General features: G+C 72.9%; 25 protein-coding genes and 1 pseudogene. 16 read left to right on the top strand and 10 right to left on the bottom strand.

Going from position 1 to position 24545, the window contains the following annotated elements; genetic code table 11:
* Positions 1-77: 77 nt before the first annotated feature.
* Positions 78-623 carry a Ros/MucR family transcriptional regulator gene (locus DK419_RS20395; RefSeq protein ID WP_109960711.1) on the bottom strand — a complete coding sequence of 182 codons (546 nt, stop codon included), beginning with the start codon at positions 621-623 and terminating at the stop codon, positions 78-80.
* Between the two features lie 286 nt (positions 624-909).
* Here DK419_RS20395 and DK419_RS20390 point away from each other — a divergent pair, with 286 nt between their 5' ends.
* The 5 genes from DK419_RS20390 (at position 910) to DK419_RS20370 (ending at position 5830) form a co-directional block, all read left to right on the top strand.
* The gene (locus DK419_RS20390) at positions 910-1119 is read left to right on the top strand and encodes a ferredoxin (protein ID WP_109962402.1); all 210 of its coding nucleotides are present in this window, start codon (positions 910-912) and stop codon (positions 1117-1119) included.
* Complete coding sequence (locus tag DK419_RS20385) at positions 1116-2387, top strand: NAD(P)/FAD-dependent oxidoreductase (protein WP_208642225.1); 1272 nt, start codon at positions 1116-1118, stop codon at positions 2385-2387. The genes DK419_RS20390 and DK419_RS20385 overlap by 4 nt, the downstream gene beginning before the upstream one ends.
* Positions 2388-2411: 24 nt before the next feature.
* Positions 2412-3662 (top strand): cytochrome P450, encoded by a 1251-nt coding sequence (locus tag DK419_RS20380; RefSeq protein ID WP_109960710.1) that lies wholly within the window; start codon positions 2412-2414, stop codon positions 3660-3662.
* Between the two features lie 65 nt (positions 3663-3727).
* Entirely contained in the window at positions 3728-5263 is a 1536-nt protein-coding gene (locus DK419_RS20375; RefSeq protein WP_109960709.1) for an FAD-dependent oxidoreductase, read from the top strand.
* 84 nt (positions 5264-5347) lie between these two features.
* Positions 5348-5830, top strand: a complete 483-nt coding sequence (locus tag DK419_RS20370) for a MarR family winged helix-turn-helix transcriptional regulator (RefSeq protein ID WP_162561324.1) — start codon at positions 5348-5350, stop codon at positions 5828-5830.
* 3 nt (positions 5831-5833) lie between these two features.
* Here DK419_RS20370 and DK419_RS20365 read toward each other — a convergent pair whose 3' ends face one another.
* The 4 genes from DK419_RS20365 to DK419_RS20350 all read right to left on the bottom strand — a co-directional run bounded on the left by DK419_RS20365 (position 5834) and on the right by DK419_RS20350 (position 10540).
* Positions 5834-6292, bottom strand: coding sequence for an acyl-CoA thioesterase (locus DK419_RS20365; protein ID WP_109960707.1), 459 nt, complete (start codon positions 6290-6292; stop codon positions 5834-5836).
* Positions 6289-8094, bottom strand: coding sequence for a feruloyl-CoA synthase (locus DK419_RS20360; RefSeq protein ID WP_109960706.1), 1806 nt, complete (start codon positions 8092-8094; stop codon positions 6289-6291). Before DK419_RS20360 ends, DK419_RS20365 begins: the two co-directional genes overlap by 4 nt.
* Positions 8095-8098: 4 nt before the next feature.
* The gene (locus tag DK419_RS20355) at positions 8099-9313 is read right to left on the bottom strand and encodes an ABC transporter substrate-binding protein (RefSeq protein WP_109960705.1); all 1215 of its coding nucleotides are present in this window, start codon (positions 9311-9313) and stop codon (positions 8099-8101) included.
* A 435-nt stretch (positions 9314-9748) separates the two neighbouring features.
* Positions 9749-10540: a crotonase/enoyl-CoA hydratase family protein gene (locus DK419_RS20350; protein WP_109960704.1), complete on the bottom strand. Its 792-nt coding sequence runs from the start codon at positions 10538-10540 to the stop codon at positions 9749-9751.
* Positions 10541-10678: 138 nt separating this feature from the next.
* On the opposite strand from DK419_RS20350, the gene DK419_RS20345 reads away from it, so the two are divergent.
* The 4 genes from DK419_RS20345 to DK419_RS20330 are packed head-to-tail and all read left to right on the top strand — an operon-like array spanning position 10679 to position 14274.
* Positions 10679-11662, top strand: coding sequence for a 3-hydroxyacyl-CoA dehydrogenase NAD-binding domain-containing protein (locus tag DK419_RS20345; RefSeq protein ID WP_109960703.1), 984 nt, complete (start codon positions 10679-10681; stop codon positions 11660-11662).
* 36 nt (positions 11663-11698) lie between these two features.
* Complete coding sequence (locus DK419_RS20340; RefSeq protein WP_109960702.1) at positions 11699-12580, top strand: beta-keto acid cleavage family enzyme; 882 nt, start codon at positions 11699-11701, stop codon at positions 12578-12580.
* 12 nt (positions 12581-12592) lie between these two features.
* Positions 12593-13813 carry an ABC transporter substrate-binding protein gene (locus DK419_RS20335; protein ID WP_109960701.1) on the top strand — a complete coding sequence of 407 codons (1221 nt, stop codon included), beginning with the start codon at positions 12593-12595 and terminating at the stop codon, positions 13811-13813.
* Positions 13810-14274 carry a DUF3237 domain-containing protein gene (locus DK419_RS20330; protein ID WP_109960700.1) on the top strand — a complete coding sequence of 155 codons (465 nt, stop codon included), beginning with the start codon at positions 13810-13812 and terminating at the stop codon, positions 14272-14274. The genes DK419_RS20335 and DK419_RS20330 overlap by 4 nt, the downstream gene beginning before the upstream one ends.
* Before the next feature lie 61 nt (positions 14275-14335).
* Here DK419_RS20330 and DK419_RS20325 read toward each other — a convergent pair whose 3' ends face one another.
* The gene (locus DK419_RS20325; protein WP_162561323.1) at positions 14336-15391 is read right to left on the bottom strand and encodes a PAS domain-containing protein; all 1056 of its coding nucleotides are present in this window, start codon (positions 15389-15391) and stop codon (positions 14336-14338) included.
* A 546-nt stretch (positions 15392-15937) separates the two neighbouring features.
* Between DK419_RS20325 and DK419_RS28760 the strand changes: the two genes are divergently transcribed.
* Both DK419_RS28760 and msrA read left to right on the top strand, forming a co-directional pair.
* The gene (locus tag DK419_RS28760) at positions 15938-16198 is read left to right on the top strand and encodes a hypothetical protein (RefSeq protein WP_162561321.1); all 261 of its coding nucleotides are present in this window, start codon (positions 15938-15940) and stop codon (positions 16196-16198) included.
* A gap of 119 nt (positions 16199-16317) precedes the next feature.
* A pseudogene (msrA, locus tag DK419_RS20320) lies at positions 16318-17018 on the top strand (peptide-methionine (S)-S-oxide reductase MsrA).
* Between the two features lie 38 nt (positions 17019-17056).
* On the opposite strand, the gene mepA reads toward msrA, so the two are convergent.
* Complete coding sequence (gene mepA / locus DK419_RS20315) at positions 17057-17977, bottom strand: penicillin-insensitive murein endopeptidase (protein ID WP_109960698.1); 921 nt, start codon at positions 17975-17977, stop codon at positions 17057-17059.
* Between the two features lie 190 nt (positions 17978-18167).
* Here mepA and DK419_RS20310 point away from each other — a divergent pair, with 190 nt between their 5' ends.
* A complete protein-coding gene (locus DK419_RS20310; RefSeq protein ID WP_245443040.1) occupies positions 18168-18542 on the top strand; it encodes a PRC-barrel domain-containing protein in 375 nt (124 codons plus the stop codon).
* A 25-nt stretch (positions 18543-18567) separates the two neighbouring features.
* Here DK419_RS20310 and DK419_RS20305 read toward each other — a convergent pair whose 3' ends face one another.
* Together DK419_RS20305 and DK419_RS20300 are read right to left on the bottom strand one after the other, a co-directional pair.
* Complete coding sequence (locus DK419_RS20305; RefSeq protein WP_162561320.1) at positions 18568-18951, bottom strand: hypothetical protein; 384 nt, start codon at positions 18949-18951, stop codon at positions 18568-18570.
* A 22-nt stretch (positions 18952-18973) separates the two neighbouring features.
* On the bottom strand, positions 18974-19387 hold the full coding sequence (locus tag DK419_RS20300) for an EVE domain-containing protein (RefSeq protein ID WP_109960695.1): 414 nt from the start codon (positions 19385-19387) through the stop codon (positions 18974-18976).
* A gap of 254 nt (positions 19388-19641) precedes the next feature.
* On the opposite strand from DK419_RS20300, the gene DK419_RS20295 reads away from it, so the two are divergent.
* Complete coding sequence (locus tag DK419_RS20295; protein ID WP_109960694.1) at positions 19642-20274, top strand: LysE family translocator; 633 nt, start codon at positions 19642-19644, stop codon at positions 20272-20274.
* 80 nt (positions 20275-20354) lie between these two features.
* Here DK419_RS20295 and secB read toward each other — a convergent pair whose 3' ends face one another.
* Positions 20355-20852: a protein-export chaperone SecB gene (secB, locus tag DK419_RS20290; protein ID WP_109960693.1), complete on the bottom strand. Its 498-nt coding sequence runs from the start codon at positions 20850-20852 to the stop codon at positions 20355-20357.
* 410 nt (positions 20853-21262) lie between these two features.
* Between secB and DK419_RS20285 the strand changes: the two genes are divergently transcribed.
* The 3 genes from DK419_RS20285 to DK419_RS20275 all read left to right on the top strand — a co-directional run bounded on the left by DK419_RS20285 (position 21263) and on the right by DK419_RS20275 (position 23963).
* Positions 21263-21982: a Tim44/TimA family putative adaptor protein gene (locus tag DK419_RS20285; RefSeq protein WP_208642375.1), complete on the top strand. Its 720-nt coding sequence runs from the start codon at positions 21263-21265 to the stop codon at positions 21980-21982.
* 101 nt (positions 21983-22083) lie between these two features.
* On the top strand, positions 22084-23343 hold the full coding sequence (mltA, locus tag DK419_RS20280) for a murein transglycosylase A (RefSeq protein ID WP_109960691.1): 1260 nt from the start codon (positions 22084-22086) through the stop codon (positions 23341-23343).
* Entirely contained in the window at positions 23340-23963 is a 624-nt protein-coding gene (locus DK419_RS20275; RefSeq protein WP_109960690.1) for a Smr/MutS family protein, read from the top strand. Before mltA ends, DK419_RS20275 begins: the two co-directional genes overlap by 4 nt.
* The last annotated feature ends 582 nt before the right edge of the window (positions 23964-24545 follow it).

Below are 24545 nucleotides of genomic sequence, written 5' to 3'. Positions count from 1 at the left end.
CATCGCGTCGATCGCGGGTGGGCCCGGGACCGGAGGTCGTCCTCGACGACCTCCGGCGTGATACCCGCAGCCGCGCCTCAGCCGCGCCGGCCGCGCCGGGGCTTGCCGTTGCCCGGGGCCTCGGGCGTCGGCTCGACCTCGGGGGCCTCGGCAGGCTGGGCGACGCTCTCGCCGGCATCCTCCGCGCCCTCCTCGGGCCGCGCGGCGCTGCGGCGGCGCTGCTGGCCGAGGCCGAGGGAGCGCGCCAGCTCGGAGCGCTGCTCGGAATAGCTCGCCGAGGTCATCGGGTAGTCGTGGGGCAGGCCCCATTTCTGGCGGTAGGCTTCGGGCGTCAGGCCGCGCAAGGTGAGGTGACGGCGCAGGGTCTTGTACGACTTGCCGTCCTCGAAGCTGATCAGGAAGTCGTTAGTGATCGAGCGGCGGATCTCGCTCGGGGTCGCCTTCGGGTGGGGCGGCTCCGGAGCAGCTCTGCTGCCCTGCGCCATCTCGTTCAACGCGCCATAGACGTCGGCGATCAACTTCGGCAGCTCGGCGCTCTGCAGGTGATTGCTGCTGACATAGGCAGAAATGATGTCTGCCGTCAGCGTGACGATCTTGTCGTGAGTGTTGGCGGTCTCATCCATGCCGGCACGCTCTGGGAAATCACTGCAACGCGGTCCCGTATCCTTAAGTTCGTGCTGACCGAAAAGGCAAGGATTATTTGCTGATGAAAATCTGATTCCTCAGCGGAAACGTTCGTTTGACATAACAGGCGCAGGCGAGCTTCGCGACGGTGTTGACCTCCCGGCCGATGTCACCGTCCGGAACCCGGCCGTGCCGCCACGGTTCTTCCGCGAGGCCCCGTCAAGGTCCCGGCAAGACTCCATCAAGGCCGGGCCCGGCATCCGGGATGCCGGGAAGGAAGCGTGGATGCGCGTCGTCGTCGACCTGAACCGGTGCCAGGCCTACGCCCAGTGCTGCTACGCCGCGCCGGAGCGCTTCGTGCTGCGGGGCGACGAGATCCTGGTCTACGACCCGGCGCCGCCCGCGGCGGAGCGCGCGGCGATCGACCGGGCGGTGCTGGCCTGCCCGGTCCGCGCCATCCGGGTCGAGCACGACGCCGCGGAGGGGTCGGCGTGAGGGACGGGACGATCGTCGTCGCGGGCGCCTCGCTCGCGGGCTTGCGCGGCGCCGAAGGCGTGCGGGCCCGCGGCTTCTCCGGCCGGCTGATCCTCGTCGGCGACGAGCCCCACCTGCCCTACGACCGCCCGCCCCTGTCGAAGCACGTCCTCACCGGCGAGATCGCCCCCGGCGCCACCACCCTGCCCGGCGTGGGCGCGCTCCGGGCCGAGTGGCGCCTCGGCACGCCGGCCCTGGGCCTCGACCGCGCCGGCCGGGCGCTCCTCCTGGGGAGCGGCGAGCGCCTGCCCTTCGACCGCCTGCTGATCGCCACCGGGGCCCGGGCCCGGCCCTGGCGCGAGCCCGAGGAGGCGGCCCTGCCGGGCGTCCATACCCTGCGGGGCCGGGACGACGCGGCGGCGCTCGCCGCCGGTCTCGCGGCGCGGCCGGGACGCGTGCTGATCCTGGGCGCCGGCTTCATCGGCTGCGAGGCGGCCTCCGGCATTCGCGCCCTCGGGCTGCCGGTCACGGTGGCCGATCCGGCGCCGGCGCCGCTGGCCGGGGCGCTGGGCCAGGTGATCGGCGGATTCGTCGCCGGGCGGATGGAGGCGGCCGGGGTCGACCTGCGCATGGGCACCGAGGTGACGCGCCTCGAGGGCGAGGCCGGCCGGGTCCGGCGCGCCCACCTCGCGGGGGGCGGCACGGTCGAGGCCGACCTCGTCGTGGTGGCGCTCGGCGCGGTGCGCAACACCGGCTGGCTTGCCGGCTCCGGCCTGCGGGCCGACGAGGGCGGCCTGTCCTGCGACGGCGCCTGCCGCGCCCTCGACGAGGCGGGCCGGCCCGACGAGGCGGTCTTCGCCGCCGGCGACGTGGCGCGCTTCCCCCACCCGCTCTACGGCGGCCGCCCGGTCGCCCTGGAGCATTGGGGCAACGCCGTCGCGCAAGCCGCGCACGCCGCCCGGGCGATGATCGACGGGCCGGACCGGGTGGAGTCCTATGCCGAGCTGCCCGCCTTCTGGTCGAGCCAGTTCGGCCTCACCATCAAGTCCCTCGGCCTCGCGGACGGGGCCGACGCGGTGGCGATCGTCCAGGGCAGCCCGCGGACCGGCCGCTTCCTGGCGGTCTACGGCCACGAGGGCCGCACGGTCGCGGCGGTCTCGGTCAATGCCGGGCGCTGGCTGCCGGCCTACGAGGCGCCGATCCGGGAGGCCGCGCCGTTCCCGCCGATCGCCGGCGGCGCCGACCAGCCGAGCCCGGCACCGGTGCCGCCGGGCCTGCCCCCTCGTTAGGCCCGCGTGATCCGAGGTTCCCGCATGACCGACGCCCCCGACGGCACCCTGTTCGCGCAGGTCCGCGACCCCGCCCACCGAGCCGACCCCTACCCGCTCTACGCCCGCCTGCGCGCGCATCCGGTCGCGCGCCAGGACGACGGCACCGTCGTGGCGAGCGGCTACGCGGCGATCCGCGCCCTGCTGTACGATCCCCGGGTCAGCTCGGAGGACCTGCCGCCGGCCGAGCACCCAGCCACCGGCAACCCGGTCAAGGACTGGATCGTCAACCCGCTGAAGGACCGGATCACCGACCGCCACCGCCCCTTCATCTTCCGCGATCCCCCCGACCACGGGATCCTGCGCCGCCAGGTGATGGCGCAGTTCACGGTGGCGCGGGTGCGGGGCATGAAGCGGCGCACCGAGGCGCTGGTGGCCGAGTGCCTGGAGCGATGCGCGCAGAGCCGCACCCTCGACCTCGTCGACGACCTCGCCTACCCGCTTCCCGTCACGGTGATCTGCGAACTCCTCGGCGTGCCGCGGGAGGACGAGGAGCGCTTCCACGCCTGGGCGACGCAGCTCGCCACCGCACTCGAGCCCGAGAGCCGCAACGACGAGGAACTGCGCGCCCGCAACGTCGAGACCTTCGACGCCATCGCGGCCTACATGCGCGACCTGATCCGCGAGAAGCGCCGGAGGCCTGCCGACGACATGCTCTCGGGCCTCGCCACCGCCAGGGACCCGCAAGCGGGGCGGATGAGCGACCCCGACCTCATCGCCACCGCGATCCTGCTGCTGATCGCCGGCCACGAGACCACCGTGAACCTCATCACCAACGGCATGCTGACGCTGCTGCGCCATCCCGACGAGCTCGCGCGCCTGCGCGCCGACCCGGAGCGGGCGCCGCGGGTGATCGAGGAGCTCCTGCGCTACGAGCCGCCGGTGCATTTCCGCACCCGGCGCGCCCTGGCGCCGATCCCGGTCGCCCGCACGGTGATCCCGGAAGGCGCGCCCCTGGTGCTGCTGTTCGCCGCCGGCAACCGCGACCCGGCGCGCTTCCCCCATCCCGACCGATTCGATCCGGACCGGGAGGACAACCAGCATTTCGGCTTCGGCGGCGCGCTGCATTACTGCGTCGGCGCGCCGCTCGCCCGCATCGAGGCCGAGGCGGCGCTGACGGCGCTTGCCGCCCGCCTGCGCGCGCCGCGCCTCGCCGAGGATCCGCCGCCCTACCGGGACGGCTCGTCCCTCAGGGGTCCGAAGCGCCTGCGGCTCACCATCGACGGCATCGCCTGAGGGCACCGTCAGGTCACGAGCGCGTTGCCTGCCGACGATCGCGTCGTCTGACGAAGAGGCAGGCCATGGCCGACAAGGATTCCGAACAGAAGCCGGATTTCGCGCGCGGGATCCCGGCGGACGACCTGCCCGAGGGCGCGATGCTCGAGGGCCGGCTCGGCGACGACAAGGTGCTGCTCCTGCGCCGCGACGGCCGGGTGACGGCGATCGGCGCGCGCTGCACGCATCTCGGCGCGCCGATGGCCAAGGGGATCGTCGTCGGGGGCGAGCTGCGCTGCCCCTGGCACCATGCCCGCTTCAGCCTCGAGACCGGCGAGGCGGTGGGCGCCCCGGCCTTCGACCCGCTGCCGTGCTACCGCGCCGAGGAGCGCGACGGCCGCATCACGGTGACCGGGCGGCGCGAGGCTCCCGCGAAGCCTGAGACCAAGGCCCCCGGCAGGATCGTCATCGTCGGTGGCGGCGCCGGCGGCCATGCCTGCGCCGAGTGGCTCGCCCGGGCCGGCCACGGCGGCGCCGTGACCCTGGTGAGCGACGATCCCGACCCGCCCTACGACCGCACCTTCTGCTCGAAGCAGTACCTTTCCGGCAAGGCGAAGCGGGAGGCGACGCTGCTCGCCCCCGAGGGCTTCTACCGGGGCGACGGCCCGCGCCTCCTGCACGACCGGGCGGTCTCCCTCGATCTCGGGGCCGAGGAGGTCGTGACGGCGGGCGGCGAGCGCCTGGCCTACGACGCCCTGGTGATCGCGACCGGGGCCGCGCCGCAGCGGCCCGACCTGCCGGGCTTCGACCGGCCGGAGGTCCGCCTCCTGCGCAGCCTCGCGGATGCCGACGCGCTGATCGCCGCGGCGGCATCCGCCCGCACGATCGCCGTGGTGGGGGCGAGCTTCATCGGCCTCGAGGTCGCCGCCGCGATGGTGGCCCGCGAGAAGACGGTGACGGTGGTGGCGCCCGACGCGGTGCCGCTCGCCAGGGTGCTCGGCGAGGCGGTCGGCCGCTTCGTCCAGGGCCTGCACGAGGAGAAGGGCGTGACCTTCCGGCTCGGGCGCAAGGTCGAGGGCTTCGACGGGAGCGCGCTCGCCCTCGACGACGGCAGCCGGATCGAGGCCGACCTCGTCGTGCTCGGCACCGGGGTCGTGCCCCGCACCGACCTCGCCGAGGGGGCCGGCCTGACGCTGGCGGGCAAGGACGAGGGCGGCGGCATCGCGGTCGACGGGACGCTTCGCGCCTCCGCCCCCGGAATCTACGCCGTCGGCGACGTCGCCGCCTATCCGGATCCGCGGAGCGGGCGGTCCCTGCGGGTCGAGCACTGGGTCCACGCCCAGCGCCAGGGCCAGCACGTCGCCCGCGCGCTCCTCGGCGAGACGGCGCCGTTCGCCGAGACGCCGTTCTTCTGGAGCGGGCATTACGGCACCAGCCTGCGCTACGTCGGCCATGCCGGCTCGGCGGAGGACACCCGCATCGAGGGGGACGTGGCCAAGGGCGACTTCGCCGTCACCTACCGCGAGGACGGCCGCGACGCCGCGCTCGCGACCTGCAAACGGGATCGGGAATCGCTCGAGGTGGAGGCGGCGTGGGACCGGGAGGCCCGGGCGGAGGGCTGACGGCGGCGTCCCCGCTTGCGCCCGGGCCCGATCGCGGGCAGGTGGCGGGACAGTGTCCACGGTCGAACAAGGGCCTGTCCAGCGTTGCCGCGTGACGATTCCCCGGGCCTCGCCCGCCTCGAAGGCCTGATCGGCTACACCCTGCGACGGGCGCAGGTCGCGGTCTCGCGCAGCTTCGTCGAGCTGTTCGCCGATCTCGACGTGCGCCAGAGCCAGCTCGGCGTGCTCACCGTCATCGAGGGCAGCCCGGGCCTGCGGCCGAGCCAGGTCGGGGCGGCGATCGGCATCAAGCGGGCCAATATCGGCCCGCTGCTCGACGAGCTCGAAACCCGCGCCCTGGTGCGCCGCGCGCCCGATCCGTCCGACCGCCGCTCGTACTCGCTGTTCCTGACCGAGGCCGGCGAGGCGCTGATGGCCGAGCTGCATCGCCGCGAGGCCGCCCACGAGGAGCGCATCGCCGCCTTCCTGGAGCCTGAGGAGCGGGCCGCGCTCCTCGGCCTGCTGCGCCGCCTGGAGCAGGGCGCGCGGGACGTGGCGGAGGACGAGGCGGCGGAGGAGACCGACTGAGCCTCACTCCCCCCGGAACCGCCGCACCAGCTCCTCCGGGATCGCCGCCGCCTTCATGCGGGACGGGTCGTCGGGGTGGCGGCCGGCCCAGACCCGGCGCTCGCGGCCCTCGACGGCGAGCTCCCCGGCATTGAGCAGGCGGTGGCGCACGGCAAAGCTCGAGCGGCCGACATCCACCACCGTCGAGACGATCTCGACACTGTCGCCGTAGCGCGACGGCTTGAGGAAGCGCGCCCCGGTCTCGACGAGCGGGATGCCGAGGAGGTCGTAGCGGGCGAGCATCCCGGCCTTCGGCAGCCCGGTCGCGGCCTCGCACAGCATCGCGGTCGACCAGTCGAAGAAGTCGAAGAAGCGCGGGTTGAACACGATGCCGGCCGGGTCGCAATGGCCCCATTCCACCGTCAGCGTGCGGGCATGGGTGAAGCCCTCGTGATCGGGAACTTGCTCTCGCGGCGAGGTCATGCGGTCTCCGGCAGGATGACGTCGGGGGGAAGCGGCGCGGCGTAGAGGCGGGCGACCGAACCGGCCCGGTTGCGCAAGACGCCGCGCTGGTTGATCGAGCCCTTGTCGGTCACCTCGTCCCGGTCGAGGGCCGGCGGCTCGGAGAGCAGCAGCAGCCGGGCGATGCGGTTCGACGAGCCGGTGGCCTTCCGCGCGAAGGCCCCGAGGCGCCGGGCGACGTCGCGCCGCAAGGCCGGATGGGCGAGGACCGCCGCGTCGTCGCCGGTCTCGCCGCACAGGGCCCGGCAGGCGGCGAGATCGGGGAAGACCAGGGCCGCGACCTCGTCGCGCGCCTCGCCCGCGATGGCGACGTCGCGCACCAGCGGCTGGAACGCGTCGAGGAAGGCGGCGCGCAAGGGGCCGACGCTGACCCAGACCCCGGTGGTGAGCTTGAAATCCTCGTTGAGGCGCCCGTCGAAGGCGAAGCCGCGCTGCGGATCGTCGGGATCGACCGGCACCAGCGCGTCGCCGAGGCGGTAGAACCCTTCCTCGTCGAAGGCCGAAGCGGTCAGGTCCGGCCGGCGCCAGTAGCCCGGGGTGACGTTCGGCCCCCGCACCCGCGCCTCGCGCTTCGTCCCGACGGGCGCGACCTTCAATTCGACGCCCGGGGCCGGCAGGCCGACCTGGCCGGCCCTGGCCGGGCGGTCGTCGGTGACGAGCGCCATCGGCGCGGTCTCGGTGGCCCCTAAGCCCGTCACCATCGGCACCGTCCGGCCGATCGTCCGGCGGGCGAGGTCGTCGATGGCGTCCCAGACCGGCTGCGGCAGGCCGGCGGCGGCGAAGAACGTGACCTGGAGCCGGCTGAAGAAGTTCTGACGCAGGGCTTCGTCGTCGCGCAGGTGCGGCACCAGCGCCTCGAAGCCCTTCGGCACCGTGAGGTAGAGGGTGGGCGCCACCTCCCGCAGGGCCCGCACGGTCTCGCGGATGCCCGAGGGCGTCGGCCGGCCCTCGTCGATGTGGAGGGTGCCGCCATTCGCCAGAACGAGGTTGAAGTTGTGGTTGCCCCCGAAGGTGTGGTGCCAGGGCAGCCAGTCGACCATCACCGGCGGCTCGGCCGTCAGCGCGGGAAAGCGCGCCTGCAGCATCGCCTGGTTGGCGGCGAGCATCCGGTGGGTGTTCACCACCGCCTTCGGCACGCCGGTGGAGCCGGAGGTGAACAGGAGCTTCGCCACCGTCTCCGGCGCCACCGCCGCGTGGGCGGCCGCGACGGCGTCGGGATCCTCGGCCGCGAGCAGGTCCGTGAACGGGGTCGCGGGCCGGCCGATATCCGCGCCGTCCGCGATCACCACCTCGGTCCCCGCCGGCACCGCCGCCGCGATGGCGGGAGCGAAAGGAGCGCCCCCGGCGGCGAAGACGAGGCCGGGGGTGAGGAGCTCGACGATCGCCCGCAGGCGGGCATGGTCCTGCGACACCGTCGAGTAGGCCGGCGAGACCGGCGCCACCGCGATGCCGGCGTGGAGCGCGGCGAGCGACAGGAGCGCGTGCTCGAAGCCGTTGCCGGACAGGATCATCACCGGCCGCTCGGCCGAGAGGTTCCGCGTCAGCAGGGCCGCGGCGATCCGCTCGACGGCGCGCAGAGCCGCCCCGTAGGTCAGGGGCTCGGCGCCGCCTGGCCCGCGCCGGACCAGGAACGGCCGGTCCGGCGCCTCGGCGGCGTGGCGCGTCAGGTGCGCGGTCAGGCGCTCGGGGTAGGGCGGCAGCGCGGCCTTCGCGGTGACGAGCAGGCTGCCGTCGTCCCGGTGGACGAACCGATGCGTCTCCATCGCCCTACCCCTTCACCAGCGGGCAGCCGCCCTCGGAGAGCGGGCGCCAGGCCTCGTCCGCCGGCACGGTGCGGACCGGCTTGAAGTAGTCCCAGCCGCCCTTGCTCTCGGCGGGCGTCTTGGTGGTCAGCAGGTACATCGGGTGGAGCTTGCGCCCGTCCTCGCGGATGCGGCCCTTGCCGAAGATCGGGTCGTCGGTCGGCATCGCCTTCATGGCGGCCACGACGCTGCGGCCGTCGCCCGCGTCCTTCACGGTGCCGAGGGCCTTCAGGTAGTGCTCCACCGCCGAGTAGACCCCGGCCTGCATGTCGTTCGGCATGGCGTGGCGCGGGTGACGCGCGCTGTATCGCGCCGCGAAGGCCCGGGTGCCGTCGTCGAGGTCCCAGTAATACGGCGTGACGATGTAGACGCCCTGCGTCGCCTTGAGGCCGAGCGCCGGCATGTTGGTGATGTTGAGGATCAGGCCGGCGAGGCGCTGGCCCGGGGCGATGCCGAACTCCGCCGCCTGCTTGAGGGCGTTCGAGGTGTCGTCGCCGGCGTTCGCCAGCCCGATCACGTCGGCGCCCGAGCCTTGCGCCTGGAGCAGGAAGGACGAGAAGTCGGCGGTGCCGAGGGGATGGCGCGACGACCCCTTCACGCTGCCGCCCATGGCCTTGACCTCCTCGGCGGCCGAGCCCTCGAGATCCTTGCCGAAGGTGTAGTCGGCGGTGAGGAAGTACCAGGACTTCCCGCCCTGCTGCACCAGGGCCTTCGCCAGCGCGTGGCCGAGCGACCAGGTGTCGTAGGTCCAGTGCACGGTGTTGGGCGAGCATTGCTTGCCGGTGAGCTCGGCGGTGCCGGCGCCCGAGCCGATGAACACCTTGTTCTTCTCCCGCGCCAGGTTCGACACCGCGAGCGCGACGGCGGAGTTCGGCACGTCGACGATCAGGTCGACGCCGTCCTGGTCGAACCAGCGCCGGGCGATCGAGGCGCCGATATCGGTCTTGTTCTGGTGGTCGGCCGAGACCAGCTCGACCGGCCGGCCGGCCTGCTTGGCGAAATCCTCGATCGCGAGCTGCGCGGCGATGACCGAGCCCTGGCCCTGGTAGTCGGCGTAGGGGCCCGACATGTCGTTGAGGACGCCGATCTTCACCGGCCGCTCGGCGGCGGAAGCGGGGGTGAGTAGCGACAGGAGGGCGGCGAGGGCCGGGGCGAGCCGGCGGACGGGATGGCGGGGCATGGTTTCCTCCGGGGGTGGCCGGTCTTGGTGCCGGCTCTAGGGATTTTCGAATAACGAGAAGTCGCGGGATCCCCTCTCCCGTGTGGGAGAGGGGTAGGGCTGAGGGTGATACGGTTCTGATTCAAGCTCAGACCATCCCGCTGCCGGCACGAAGCTCGGCGCTTTCTGCGGAAGCGTGTCACCCTCACCCCTGACCCCTCTCCCACACGGGAGAGGGGAACAGCGCTTTACATTTTATGGACCGCGTTTCTGCTTCTCAAGGGTATCCCCGGGCTCACCGCAGGCGAGAGCCCGGGATCCAGAAACGCAGGTGGAGCAAGACGAAGCGGAGCGCGGTCAGGTCTTTCCTGAACCATCCGCGGTTCTGGATCCCCGGTTCCGCTTCAGCCCCGGAATGACCCGGAGGACTTCAGGACGTGGTGCGGGTATCGAGGACTACTCCCGCACCTTCTTCGCCCGCCCCTCCAGGAACTCCGCCAGCCGGCGCTTCGCCTCGGCGTCGCTCTGCGCCACCGCGGTCATCAGGGCCTCCGCGAGGTACCCGGTCGCCGGGTCGGCCTCGGCGATGCGCGGCAGGGCGTGGATCAGGGCGTAGTTGGTCAGCGGCGCGTTCTCGGCCGCCCGGGCGGCCAGCGCGATCGCGCGCTCCAGCCCCTCGCCCGGGGCTACGACGTAGTGCGACAGGCCGAGCCGCTCGCCGCTCTCGGCGTCGTGGACGCGGCCGGTCAGCATCATGTCGCGCATCCGCGAGACGCCGATCAGCCGCGGCAGCCGCACCGAGGCGCCGCCGCCGACGAAGATGCCCCGCTGGCCCTCCGGCAGGGCGTAGAAGGCGGACGTCTCGGCGACCCGCAGGTGGGCGGAGAGGGCGAGTTCGAGCCCGCCCCCGATCACCGCGCCTTTCAGCGCCGCCACCACCGGCACCCGGCCGAACTCGATCTCCTGGAAGGCGCGGTGCCACATCCGCGAATGCAGCATCCCGGCCGGCGCGTCGCGCTCGGTCAGTTCGGCGAGGTCGAGGCCGGCGCAGAAATGCGGGCCTTCCGCGGCGATGACCAGTGCCCGCACGTCGTCGGGCAGGCCCCGGGCGATGCGCTCCAGCCCCAGCACCATGCCGTCGTCGAGGGCGTTGCGCTTGTGCGGGCGGTTCAGGGTGACGATCGCCACGGCGTCCCGCCTCGTGACGACCAGGGACTCGGTGCCGAGGCCCGACAGGTCCTCCGCCATATCGGCGCTCCTCTCCGATTCTCGCTCCGGCCGTTTCGCGCCGGATTGCCAAACCTGATTTGTAATGTGATATAACTATCTCAACGGGTCAATCGGGCGGGAAGCCCTGACAGAGACCCGACCAGGGAGGGCGCCGCGATGGATGACGCGAGCGAACGGGCAAGGGACTCGGCTTCCGGGTACCGCACGGCCATCGGACGGGTGGCGGTGATCGGCACCGGCGTCATCGGGGCGTCGTGGGTGTCGCAATTCTTGCGCTCCGGCCTCGACGTCGTCGCCACCGATCCGGCCCCCGGCGCGGAAGCCTCTTTGCGCGAGACGGTCGCCCGGCACTGGCCGGTCCTCGAGGAGATCGGCCTCGCCCCTGGCGCCTCGCCCGATCGCCTGACATTCACGGCCAGGCCGGAGGAGGCCGCCGCGCAGGCCGACTTCGTCCAGGAGAACGGGCCCGAGCGCCTGGAGATCAAGCACGAGACCTTTTCCCGGCTCGACGCCGCGGCGGCGCCCGACGTGGTGCTGGCGACAAGCTCGTCGGGTCTCACCCCGAGCGCGATCCAGACGGCCTGCCGCTTCCCCGGCCGGGTGGTGCTCGGCCACCCCTTCAACCCGCCCCACCTGGTGCCGCTGGTCGAGGTCTTAGGTGGCACCCGGACCGACGAGGGCGCGGTCGCCGCCGCGATGGGCTTCTACGCGCGCATCGGCAAGCGGCCGATCCGCCTGCGGCGCGAGCTCGTCGGCCACGTCGCCAACCGGCTCCAGGCGGCGCTCTGGCGCGAGGCGTTCCACCTCGTCGGCACCGGCGCCGCCACGGTGGCCGACATCGACGCCGCCATCGCCCACGGGCCGGGCCTGCGCTGGTCCCTGATGGGGCCGTGCCTGCTCAACCACCTCTCGGGAGGCCCCGGCGGCCTGGCCCACACCCTCGATCATCTCGGGCCCCTGATGGAGGCGATGTGGGCCGATCTCGGCGACCCGCGCCTGACGCCCGAGCTCAAGGCGTCTCTCGTCGAGGGCCTCGAACAGGCCCTCGACGGACGCGACCGGGACGCGATGGTGGCGCAGCGCGACCGGCTCCTCGTCGACCTCGTCCGGCAGAAGCGCGAGGCGCCGGACCTGCCGTAACCCACCCCCACAACCGATCCGAAACGGGAGGACAACATGGCCAAGGTGATCGTGACGGTGGCGCCGACGGGCGGCATGGCGTCGAAGGCGCAGAACCACAACCTGCCGACCCAGCCGGCGGAGATCGCCGAATCGGTGCACAGGTCCTGGAAGGAGGGCGCGGCGATCGCGGCGCTCCACGCCCGCCGGCCGGACGACGAGGCGACCTGCAACGCCGAGATCTACCGCGACATCAACCGGCGCATCCGCGAGCGCTGCGACATCATCCTCAACAACTCGACCGGCGGCGGCTCGAGCGGCGACATGCTGGTGCCGCGCCCCGACGGGCTGTTCGAATCGAGCTTCGAGGAGCGGCTGAAGGGCTGCGAGGCCGGCGCCGAGATGGCGACCTTCGACGGCATGACCTTCGCGGACGTGCATGGCGGCCGCGAGATCCTGGTGGTGACGACGCCGAGCCGCTGCGAGGCGCTCGCCAAGCGCATGCAGGAGCGCGGCATCAAGCCGGAATGGGAGGTGTTCGGGCCCCAGCACATCCTGCAGGACGTGACCCGGCTGATCGAGAAGGGCTACGACAAGCCGCCCTACTACATCAACATGGTGCTGGGCGCCGACAAGGGCTTCCAGGGCGCGATGCCCTACTCGCACGACATCCTGGCGGCGATGATCCGGATGCTGCCGCCGCAATCGATCTTCTGCGTCTCCGGCATCGGCCCGGCGCAGCTGCCCGCCACCACGCAGGCCATCCTGCTCGGCGGCCACGTCCGGGTCGGGCTCGAGGACAACAACTACTATTCGCGCGGCCAGCTCGCGACCAACGAGCAACTCGTCGCCCGCACGGTGCGGATCGTCAAGGAGCTGAACCACGAGCCGGCGAGCCCGGCCGAGGCCCGGGAGATCCTCGGCCTCAAGGCCGTCTGACGGGAGGCATCGATGCACGCCCTCCGTTCCGCCCTGCTGGCGGGCCTGATCGCCTTCGCCCCCGCGTCAGTCCGGGCGGAGGGCGCCGTCTCCGGCGACCGCGTCAAGATCGGCGTGCTCGCCGACATGTCGACCGCGATGTCGGACAATTACGGCACCGGCAGCGTCACCGCGGCGCGCCTCGCGGTCGAGGATTTCGGCGCGACGGTTCTCGGCAAGCCGATCGAGATCGTCGCCGCCGACCACCAGAGCAAGCCGGACGTGGCGAGCACGCTGGCGCGACGCTGGTACGACGTCGAGGGGGTCGACATGATCACCGACCTCGGCAACTCGGCGGTCGCGCTGGGTGTCCAGGCGCTGGCGAAGGAGAAGGGGCGGCTCGCCCTCATCACCGGATCGGGCTCGACGGTGATCACCGGGGCGCAGTGTTCGCCGAACGGCGCGCTCTGGGTCATCGACACCCACGCCCTCTCCCGCGCCATCGCCAAGCCCCTGGTGGAATCGGGCGAGAAGACCTGGTTCTACGTCGTCGCCGACATCACGCTGGGCAAGTCCTTCGTCGCCGACGTGACCCCGGTGGTGAAGAAGGGCGGCGGCAAGGTCGCGGGCCAGGCCTTCCACCCCCTGCTCTCGCCCGACCTGTCGTCGCAGATCCTGCAGGCGCAAGCCTCCGGCGCCGGGGTGATCGCCCTGTTCAACGTCGGCGGCGACGCGATCAACGCGGTCAAGCAGGCCTCCGAGTTCGGCGTGCTCGGCGGGCGCCAGAAGCTCGCCGGGTTCTACATGACGGCGGTCGACGTCCACGCGCTCGGGCTACCGGTCGCCGGCGGGCTCTACCTGGCGGAGGCGTTCTACTGGGACCAGGACGACGCCACCCGGGCCTTCGCCAGGCGCTTCTACGAGCGCCAGCGCGCGATGCCGAACAGCTACCAGGCCGGCGTCTACTCGGCGGTGACGCATTACCTCAAGGCCGTGAAGGCGGCGGGCACCGACGCGGCCGAGCCGGTGATGGCGAAGATGCGCGAGACCCCGATCGACGACTTCATGACGAAGGGCGGCCGCCTGCGGCCGGACGGGCGGGTGATCCGCGACGTCTCGCTGTTCCGGGTCAAGCGCCCGGACGAATCGAAGGGCGAGTGGGACGTGATGGAGCGGGTCGCGACGCTGTCCGGCGACGAGGCGTTCCGGTCGATCGAAGAGAGCGACTGCCCGCTGGCGAGGGGAAAGCCGTGACGCTCCCCGCCCCCACCCTGACGCACGTCTTCGACGCCCGCATCGACGTCGCGGCGCCGGTCGAGGTCGGCATCACGGCGGCAGGCAGCCGGCGGGTCATCGCGATCACCGGCGGCACCGTCACGGGCCCGGGCCTCGCCGGGCGGGTCATGCCCGGCGGGGCCGACTACCAGACCATCGCGGCCGACGGCCTGACCCGGCTGCACGCCCGCTACGTGATCGAGGCCGAGGACGGCGCCCTGGTCTACGTCGAGAATACGGGCCTGCGCTTCGGGCCGCCGGAGGCCCTGGCGCGCCTGCGCCGGGGTGAGCCGGTCGACCCCGCCCTGATCTACTTCCGCACCGCGCCGCTGTTCGAGACCGCTGCGCCGCGCCTCGCCTGGATGCAGACCGGCCTGTTCCTCGCGACCGGCGCCCGGGCGCCGGACCACGTGGCGCTCTCCGTCTACCGGGTGGAGTGACCCCGTCACTGTCTCTCGGGTGGAGTGACCCCGTCACGATTCGTCGGGTGGAATGACCCTGTCACTCCGGCCGCGCGACCGCCACCGCCCCGCCGTCGACCAGGGTGAAGACGATTCCGGCCTCGCGCAGGGCTGCGAGGACGTGGGGGCGCGAGCGCGAGGCCGGCCCCTCGGATTCCTCCTCCAGGCGCCGGACCGTGGAGAGCGACAGGCCGCTCGCCCGCGCGAGGTCGTTCAGGGTCCAGTCGAGGAGGCCCCGCGCCGCCCGCAGGTGGCAGCCCTCGACCGCCTGGTCGACCTCCGGCCGGGCCTGCGCCCGCGGGAGGGTCTCCTCGCCCTCGAGCGGCGTGATCACGGCGGTCCAGCAGGAGGGATCGGCGGCGCCCTCGCGCAGGGGCACCAGCGTCATGCGGAACGGCGCCGCGGCGCCATCGGCGAGCCGCAGCGTCGGCGTGATGCTGAACGGCCGCCCCAGGGCCGCGAGGCGCGGCAGTTCCTCGCGCCAGCGCGGCCACTCCTCCGGCACGATCGGGCTGAGCCAGTTCGCCCGCACCTCCTCGCGGCGCAGGCCGACCAGGCCCAGGAAGTCCGGGCCGTACTCCGTCAGCGGCAGCGCCGGCTCGGTGTAGATGAAGACCTGCGCCTGCCGCGCCAGGCTGACCCGGCGCTGCTGCTCCAGGCGGTGCATCTCGGCGAGCCGCTCGCGGTCGGTCACGTCGAGGAGCACCCCGGTCACCGCGACCGGGCGTCCCTCGGCGCTGAAGAACACCTCGCCGCGGCTCACCACCGTGCGGGCCGTCCCGTCCGGCCGGATCAGCCGGACCGTGTGGCTGCCGAAGATCCCCGCCTGGACGATCTGGGCGGCGTCCTCGAGCACGTCGCGGTCGGCCGGGTGGACGAGGCCGAGCAGCCGCTCGTAGCTCGCCGATTCGCTCTCCGGCAGCCCGAGCAGGCGGTACAGCCCCGACGACCAGACCTGCCGGCCGGTGACGAAGTCCCAGCGCCAGGCGCCGGTCAGGCCGAACGCCTCGATCAGGCGCATGAAGTCGTCGGACGACGGATCCGCCGGGCGCGGGCCCGGATTGGATACGGGCGAGGACATGGGAGAAGTGGACATGGGAGAATTCGTGGTCATCGGGCGTCGATCCCAGCCTCGCCCCGCGCCCGGCCTCGACGGGCCGCCGAACCGGATCGAAGCCGCCGGCCGACCAGCGCCCGCGCCCCGCGCGTCCGCATTCCGAGCAACAAGGTAAATAATCCCAAGCTCAAGCTTCGCTTTCGCCGCGAACACGCGATCCTGCCGCAGCGACATTAAGTTGTACGCTATCGAATACGGGGGGATCAACCACCCGCGCGGCGCGGCCTCCCCACCGTGGCCCGGGCATCACGCCGGGATCGGGGTCCGGAGGATTCGGGGTCGGGACCCGGGCGGTCCGGACCCGTGCGGACGGTCCGCCGGGCGACGCGGCGGCCCGGATGCGTCACGACGCAGCACAAGGCCGAGACGTCGCGAGGGAACGAAGAGAAAGATTCTCTTTTGGCGTGATCGCACAGCAAACATCTTCTCTCCCGAGATTGAAAATAGAAAACCGCATCTATTGCCGCCTGGGCCGTGCGGGACCTATCTAGCATGCACAGGGTCCGGTCTCCGGAGCCGTAGGTCATGCCGGATCCGACCATGCGTCCAGCCATCTTCGATCCGTTCGGCGAGCGCCTGGACCTCCGGTCCGGTCAGGATGCGGCATGCCCCTCCGCGTCGCGTCGTCGTCCGGTCCGGACCCGTCGGATCGTCGGAGCCGTGCTGTTCTGGGTGCTGGCGGCCGGGCTGATCACGGCGCGCGGTGCCTTCTTCGATCCGAGCACCGCCTTCGGCCCCGATGCGCCGGCCCGCGTCGCCGCGACCGGCACCCCGGTCCTGCGCTGACGTCACTCGAAGGCGCCCTCGCCTTCAGGAGCCGCGTCCGGCGCAGCCCCCATCAGATCGCGATGAGGCGTCCGCCTCCGGAGCCGTGAGGCTTCGTTCCGCATGATCGGAGCGATCCGGTGCTGTTCCTCCGCGAGCGCGCCGAGATGCTCTCCCCCCACCGGATCCTGCCGGGGCGGCTCAATCCCCCTGCCGACGGCGGAGCGGACTTCGTCAACGGCCGCCCGCTCATGGGTCCCTACCCGCCTCATGGGCCCTACCCGAACGGCACCGAGACGGTCGTGTTCGGTCTCGGCTGCGTCCGGGGCGCCGAGCGCAAGTTCCGGCAGCGCGGCGACGGCGTCCACGTCACCGCGGTCGGCTACGCCGCCGGCACCGCGCCGAACCCGACCTGCGAGGAGGTCTGCTCCGGGATGACCGGGCACGCCGAGGTCGTGCTCGTCGCCTACGATCCGCGCGTGATCCCGTTCGAGGCCCTGCTCAAGACCTTCCGGGAGAGCCACGACCCGACCCACAGGGCATGCGCCAGGGCAACGACGTCGGCACGCAGGACCGCTCCGGCATCGACCTCGCCGACGAGGCGCGCCGAGCCGAGGCCGAGGCCTCCCGCGACGCCTACGCCGCCGCCCTGAAGGCGCAGGGCTACGGCCCGATCACGACGGAGATCCGCGGCCCCGGCCCGTTCCATTTCGCCGAGGAGTACCACCAGCAGTACCGGGCCGAGAACCCGGGCGGCTCTTGCGGCCTGGGCGGCACCGGCGTGTCCTGCCCGGTCGGGGTCGGGGTCGGGGTCGGGGTCGGGGTCGGCGTCGCGGAGTGAGGCGAGCCGGGACCGGCGAGGCCGGTCCCGGTCTCCGCTCAGCGCGCCTTCAGCACCGTGCGGCAGGCGTCCGGCAGGCCCGCCAGGGTCATCGGCGGGCGCGGCTTGCCGGGCGGGCGGGGCTTGGGGTTCAGCACCGCGTCGGAGAACCAGTAGTCGAGCTCCGACCCGCAGCCGTCGCCCCCCGGCGGCGGGTCCTGGTCGTGGCAGGCCGCGTCGCCCGCCGGGCATTCGAGCCGGATGTGGAAGTGGTAGTTGTGGCCGTAGATCGGCCGCACCTTGGTGAGCCAGCCCCGGTCCGAGCCGGCCTCGCGGCAGAGCGCCAGCTTGATCGCCGGGTTGACGAAGATCCGCGCGACGCCCGGCTCGCGCGACACCATGCGGATCAGCCGCAGGTGCTCGGGGGTCCAGACCGACGGGTCGATGTCGCGCCGGTCCGGCCGCACCACGTTGGTGGCCGACATCTCCTCGCGCTCGGATCGAGTCAGGCGCCGGTCCGGCATCGGGGTGAGCCAGATGTCGGCGTCGAGGCCGAGCTGATGCGAGGCGTGGCCGGTCAGCATCGGTCCGCCCCGGGGCTGGGACATGTCGCCGACGAGGAGCCCGCTCCAGCCCGCCTTGCGCGGCGCCTCGGCGGCGATCTTCTCCAGGAACGCGACGAGCCGCGGATGGCCCCAGTTCCGGTTGCGCGACAGGCGCATCACCTGCCAGGTCGCGCCGTCGATCGGCAGGGCCTCGGCCCCCGCGACGCAGCCCCGCGCGTAGCCGCCGATCGATTGCGCCGGCAGGGCCGCCGGCGTCGTGGCGCGGCCGAACAGGGCCTTCGCCGGAACGGACGGATCGTCCGGGTTGGCGAGCGGCGGCAGCGGCTTCGGGTTGAGGGTGCCGCGATCCTGCGCGAGGGCGGGAGCGGCGAGCGCGAGGAGAACCGTCAGGACGGCGGTACGGCGAATCGGCATGGCCCGCAGGCTAGCGTCCCGGACGCCCAGGGGGAACCGTCCCCTCGCCTTCGCCATTCGCCGCAGGACCGACATCCCGGCCGGCATCCCGGAACAGGCTCCGCTACGGCAGCGTTTCCCCGTCGGAGACAACGCACCGGAGGATGTTCCGATGACCACCGTCGCGCCGACCCTCGGCGACCGCTCCGACATGGGCAGCACCACCACCAACGAGACCAACGCGCTGATCGCCAGCGACCGCGTCGAGGGCACCGCCGTGCGGCGCCCCAACGGCGACGGCATCGGCCGCATCGAGCGCCTGATGATCGAGAAGGCCAGCGGCCAGGTCGTCTACGCCGTGATGAGCTTCGGCGGCTTCCTCGGCATCGGCGAGGGCTACTTCACCATTCCGTGGTCGACCCTGCGCTTCGCGCCGGAGCTCGATGCCTACGTGCTCGACGTGTCGGACGAGCAGCTCCGCGCCGCGCCGCCGGCTTCCGCCGAGGGCAACGACCCTTCCTACGACCGCAACTGGGAGGAGCACGTCCACCGCTACTTCAACGCCACGCCGTACTGGAGCATCTAGATCCGCACCCGGCGGGGCCTTCGCCTCACGGCGGCTCCGCCGGCACGCCCGACGGGGTCCAGCGGCACAGGCTCGACTCCTTGACCTTCAGGCAGTCGTAGGCGGTGCCGCCGACCACGACCCGCTCGGCGTTGCCCTCGATCCGGTCGCGGCCGGTCCGCGTGCAGCCGAGGTGATCGGCCTTCGGGTCGGCCAGGCGCGTCCTGATCGCCGCCGGATCGCCCCCGGTCTCGGCCATCAGGATGCGCAGGTTCGACAGGGCCCCGCAGGTGACGACCTTCTCGGGCACGGGCTTTCCCGCCGGGGCCGGCGCCTTGGCCCGCTGGGCCGCCGCCGGGCCGGCGAGCAGCGCGAGGACGAGCCAGGCTCCGCCCGCGGGAATGCGGTGCGTGCCGAGGATCAGCCTCACGCGCGAGTTCCCGCCCACCGCCTCATAAGCCCCCCATCCGGCGCACCAGCGCCCACTCCGCCTCGGTCACCGGCTGCACCGACAGGCGCGAATTGTTGACGAGCACCATCTCGCGCAACGCCGTCTCGGCCTTGATCGCCTCGAGGCTCACCGGACGGGGCAGCGCCGCGACCGCCTTGAGATCCACCATGCCGAAGCGGCCGGTCTCGTCGGTGTGGTCGGGATAGTAGGTGCGGATCACCTCGACGATGCCGACCACCGCCTTGCCCTCGTTCGAGTGATAGAAGAAGCCCTGCTCGCCGAGCCGCATACCCTCGAGGTTCTTGCGGGCGACGTGGTTGCGCACCCCGTTCCAGTACGTCCCCGCCTCGCCGGCGGCGACCTGGTCGTCCCACGACCACACCGAGGGCTCGGACTTGTAGAGCCAGTACGCCATCCCGTCCTCTTACTCCGCCGACCGTCACGCGCGTCGAAGGCCCCCATCGCCCGATCCGGGGGCGGGAGTCCAGGGGGCACCGGCCCGAGGCTCCTGCGGTCGCCTGCCCCAGGGTTCCCGGCCGCGCCGCGCGCCGCTGGTGCGATCAACCTCGCGATCCGGCAGCAACGTGCCGGCCGATGTCGAGGCCGCCGCTCTTCCGGGGCGGAACCGTGTATCGTCGCGCCGCGAAGCCGGATGCGGCGGGGGACGGGATGAACGTGGACTGGACCTGGCTTCTCTCGGCGGGCGCCTTCGCGGTCGCGATGTCGGCAACGCCCGGGCCGAACAACACCATGGTGGTGGCCTCCGGCGCCACCTACGGCTTTGCCCGCACCGTGCCGCACATGCTCGGCATCGCGGCGGGTTTCCCGGTGATGCTGGTCGTGCTGGGAACCGCCGGCCTGCCGCTGCTGACCGATCCGCGCGTCCACGCGGCGCTGAAATGGGTGGGGGCGGCCTACCTGCTGTGGCTTGCCTGGAAGATCGCCCGCGCCGATCCGGACCCGGCCGATCCGGCCGCCGAGGGCGCGGCCGGGCCGGCCGCGGGCGGACGGCCCCTCGGCTTCGTGCAGGCGGCCCTGTTCCAGTGGGTCAACCCGAAGGCCTGGGTCATCGCCGCGGGTGCGCTCGCGACCTACACGGCCGGCACGGAGGGCGCCTCGCTCGCCGCGACGCTGGGGCTCGCCGCCCTGTTCGGCGTCGTCGCGCTGCCCTGCGTCGGCCTCTGGACGCTGATCGGCGTCGGCACCGCGCGGGTGCTGTGCACGCGCCGTGCCGTGCGGCTGTTCAACCTCGCCATGGCCGGGCTGCTGGTGGCGTCCCTGGGGCCCGCCCTGCGCGAGTAGGAGCGGCGACGGCCGCGCGTCCCTTGGAACAGGGCCGTGTCGCGGCGCGGGCCGGGGGCCCGCGCCGGTCGCCGGCGTGGTTACGCGATGCCGCCCTGCGCCTGGGCCTCGGCGGCCTTCTGGCGGTACAGGCCGACGAAGTCGATCGGGTCGATGTAGAGGGGCGGGAAGCCGCCGTTGCGCACCGCGTCGGCGATGATCTGGCGGGCGAACGGGAACAGCAGCCGCGGGCACTCGATCATCACCGCCGGGTGCATCTGGTCCTGCGGGATGTTGCGCAGGCGGAAGATGCCCGAATAGGTCAGCTCGAACGCGAACAGCACCTCGGTGCCGATCTTGGCGTCGCCCTCGAGGCGCAGGTCGACCTCGAAATCCTCCTCGGCGAGCTGCTTCGCGTTGACGTTGACCTGAATGTTGATCTGCGGGCCCTGCTGCTGCGGCTGCAGCGAGCGCGGCGCGTTCGGGTTCTCGAAGGAGAGATCCTTGGCGTATTGCGCCAGGGCGTTGAGGGTCGGGGTGAAGTCGTCGGGCTGCGCCGCGGCGCCACCGTTGCCGTTCGGGACCGGGGAGTCGGCCATGGCGGAGGGTTCCTTCGAGGGCTGGACTAGAACGACGCGCCGCCGCACGCTGGCGCGAAAATCGGCGCGCGCGAGGGCGGCGTTGCCGCTATCATGCCCGCACCCCGCGAACAAGCAGAGCCGCCGATCATCCCTCCTGCCTCCTTGCCCGTACGGAAATCCGGCTCCGGCCGGGATGCGGCAGCATTTGCGGCACCCTGCGCGTGCATCGGCACGTCGCCGCGCGCGGGCGGCTGGATACGGCGGGCCCCCGGCCCCATATCCTGGACCAGGGCCCGCGATGCGGCGCCGGCCGGGCGCTTGCCACGCTCCCGTCCCGGTGCCACAGCCGCCACGGTCCCGGAGACGTCGCAAGCTGTGCCGGCGCGGTCAGGGATGCTCCGCGTAAAGCCGCCACGATCGGATCGATGATGCAGGATTCCCTCGACCTTACGACCCTCATCTTCCTCGGGCTTGCGGTCTTCGTGATCTGGAAGCTGCGCTCGGTCCTCGGCCAGAAGACCGGGAGCGAGCGGCCGCCGTTCAACCCGCTCGCCCGGCGCGAGGAGCCGCCGGCCGCCCCCCGCGACGGCGACAACGTCGTGCGGCTGCCGGGCGCCGGTCCCGAGCGCGGCGCCGCCGCGCCCGTGGCCACCGCGGTGCCGCGCAACTGGAAGGGCGTGGTCGAGCCGAACTCGCCCGCCGCCCGCGGCCTCGACCTGATCCTCCAGCAGGAGCCGAACTTCGACCCGCGCGGCTTCACCGACGGCGCCAAGGTCGCCTACGAGACCATCGTGACCGCCTTCGCCAAGGGCGACCGCAAGACCCTCAAGACCCTGCTCTCGCGCGAAGTCGCGGACGGGTTCGAGCGGGCGATCCAGGGCCGCGAGCGCGCCGGCCAGACCGTCGAGACCACCTTTGTGTCGATCGACCGGGCCGAGATCGTCGGGGTCGACGTGCGCAACCGCGTCGCCCAGGTCACCGTGCGCTACCTCTCGAAGCTGATCACCGCCACCCGCGGGCCGCAAGGCCAGGTGGTCGACGGCAGCCCCGAGAAGGTCGTCGACGTAACCGACGTCTGGACCTTCGCCCGCACGCTCGGTAGCCGCGATCCGAACTGGCAGCTCGTCGCCACCGAGGCCGGGCACTGACGCACGTCGTCGGCCGGCGGCTTGATCGGCCGCCGGCCATCGGCGACACTCGCGCGACGCGACCAGAACACCGCATGTCCGGGGCCGGAGCCCACCCGCTGATGCCGCCGGCCCCCGGCCCCTCTCGCCTCCTCGCCGCCCTCCTGCTCGTCTGCGCCGCCGGCACCGCCAGTGCCGCGTCCATGAGTGCCGCGTCCATCAGGATCGGCGAGGCCGTGCTCGAGCCCGTCCCCTTCTCCGCCCTGCCGGGCTTTTCCGCCGACGACCTCGCGGCCTCCCTGGCGACCTTCCGGGCGACCTGCGCGGCGCCCGCCGGGCCGGTCCTCGCCGAGGCGGCGCCGGGCGCGCCGAGCCAGGATCTCGCCGCCGCCTGCGCCGCCGCCGCCGGCGTGCCGCCGGAGGGCGCCCGCGCCTTCTTCGAGGCGAACTTCTCCGCCCACCGCGTCCTGCGGCCGGCCCGCGACGCGGTCGCGGAGCGCACGAGCGGCTTCCTCACCGGCTATTTCGAGCCCGAGCTCGAGGGCTCGCGGGTGGCGACGCCGGACTTCACCGTACCGGCGCTCGCCCGCCCCGACGACCTCGTGTCGCTGGAGCCCGGCGAGACCCGCCCCGGCCTCGACCCGACCCTGCGCGCCGCGCGCCGCGACGGCGATGCCTTCCGGCCCTATCCGGACCGAGCGGCGATCGAGGACGGGGCGCTGGGTGCCCGCGCCCGCCCGCTGATCTGGCTGCGTGACGCCGTCGACCTCCTGGTGCTGCAGGTCCAGGGCTCCGGCCGGGTGCGCCTGCCCGACGGCCGGCGCTTGCGTCTCGCCTATGACGGCCGCAACGGCCGGCCCTACACCTCGGTCGCCCGCCTGATCGTCACTGGCGGCCACCTGCCGCTCGAGGGCCTGACGCTCGCCCGCTGGACCGGCTGGCTGCGGGCGAACCCGGACGTCGCCCGCGACCTCATCCGCCGCAACGCCTCCTACATCTTCTTCCGCCTCGACGACGCCACCCCGGAAGGGACCGGTCCGAAGGGCGCCGCCGGTGCGCCGCTGACCGCTGGCCGCAGCCTCGCGGTCGACGCGACCCTCTGGCGCTACGGGCTGCCGTTCTGGCTCGACGGGACGCTGCCGGAACCGGAGGGCGGCACCGTGCCCCTGCGCCGCCTCGTGGTGGCGCTGGATACCGGCTCGGCGATCCTGGGACCGGCCCGCGGCGACCTCTATCTCGGGACCGGTGCCCGGGCCGGCGCCGTCGCCGGCCTGCTGCGCGATTCCGCGCGCTTCGTCGTGCTGCTGCCCAAGGTCGTGCCCCCCAGTCAGGGCGCGGCGCCCGTCGTCGCGCCGCCGGCCGAGACGGGAGCCGCCCCGTGACCGAGCCGCGCCGTCCCCGGCGGGTGCGCCGGCTCTCCTCCGAGGAGAGCCGGCTCTGGGCCGAGATCGCCCGCCTGATCACCCCCTTGCGCGGGCGGGCGCCGATTCCCGTCGCGCCCTCCCCTCCTCCGGAGCCGGCACCCGCCCCCGCACCGCCCGCGCCGAAGAAGGCGGGGCGGCCCGTCCGAGCGGCGCCGCGCAACGCCTCGAAGAGCCCGGTCCCGAAAGGTCCGGTCCCGAAGAGCCCGAGCCCGCCTCCCACCGCCCCGGCCCTGCCGCCTCTCGCCCCCCTGGAGCGCCGGGTGCGCACGGGCCTGCGCCGCGGCTCCCGCGGCGTCGACGCGGTGATTGACCTGCACGGCATGCGGCAAACCGAGGCCCACGCCGCCCTGATCGGCTTCCTTCACCGCTCGCGGGCCTCCGGGCACGCGGTGGTGCTGGTCGTCACCGGCAAGGGAGCGGGTGGCGACGACCCCTATGCCGAGCGCGGCGTGCTGCGCCGCAGCGTGCCGCACTGGCTGCGCCTGCCCGAACTGCGCCCGCTGGTCGTCGGCTTCGAGGAGGCGGCGCACCATCACGGCGGCGGCGGCGCGCTCTACATCCGCCTTCGCCGGCGCTGAGGCGTGGTCCGGCGGCGGCGGTACCGGTTCGTCGTGGAAAACGCGGCAAAAACAGAGACCTGGGGCAGCACGCGACGACATCGCGATCGGTCGCCGCTCGAGTGCCGCGATCGGAGATCCCGCACCCATGACGATAGGTCGGTGGGGTCCGCACGATGCACCGGTCTCCCGTCATCCCGGACCGTGACTGCGCCATATTGCGGCGGGACGCGAAGGCCCTCCCGAAAAGCCTCGGCTGCGTGTACGGAGTGATGATCACCGGTTGTATATTTGGAATGGGATGTTCCAAATGTTAATGCGGGGCTGCGTTGACCGCGCCGATAGTTCGGGCATGCTTTGGGCGCGGCCAAGGCATCCGCGCCGGGTCCCGCCGTCACTTCACCGCTGCCGCTCCGCGCCTCGCCCCACTTTTCCCCGCTGGGTTTCCCCATCCGGGACTTGAGTCGACGACGAGGACCCGTTACATAAAGTCGTTCCCTCCTCCATCGTCACGTCACGTCGCATCCAGGGCCGACAGGCTCCCCTCCGCGACCTCCGGGACACATCAGGCGACGACTTCGCGACCGGTGCCCGCCTCGGCCA

This window comes from Methylobacterium terrae, from assembly GCF_003173755.1.
GTDB classification, from domain to species: domain Bacteria; phylum Pseudomonadota; class Alphaproteobacteria; order Rhizobiales; family Beijerinckiaceae; genus Methylobacterium; species Methylobacterium terrae.
This window is presented reverse-complemented; position numbering and strand designations above follow the sequence as displayed.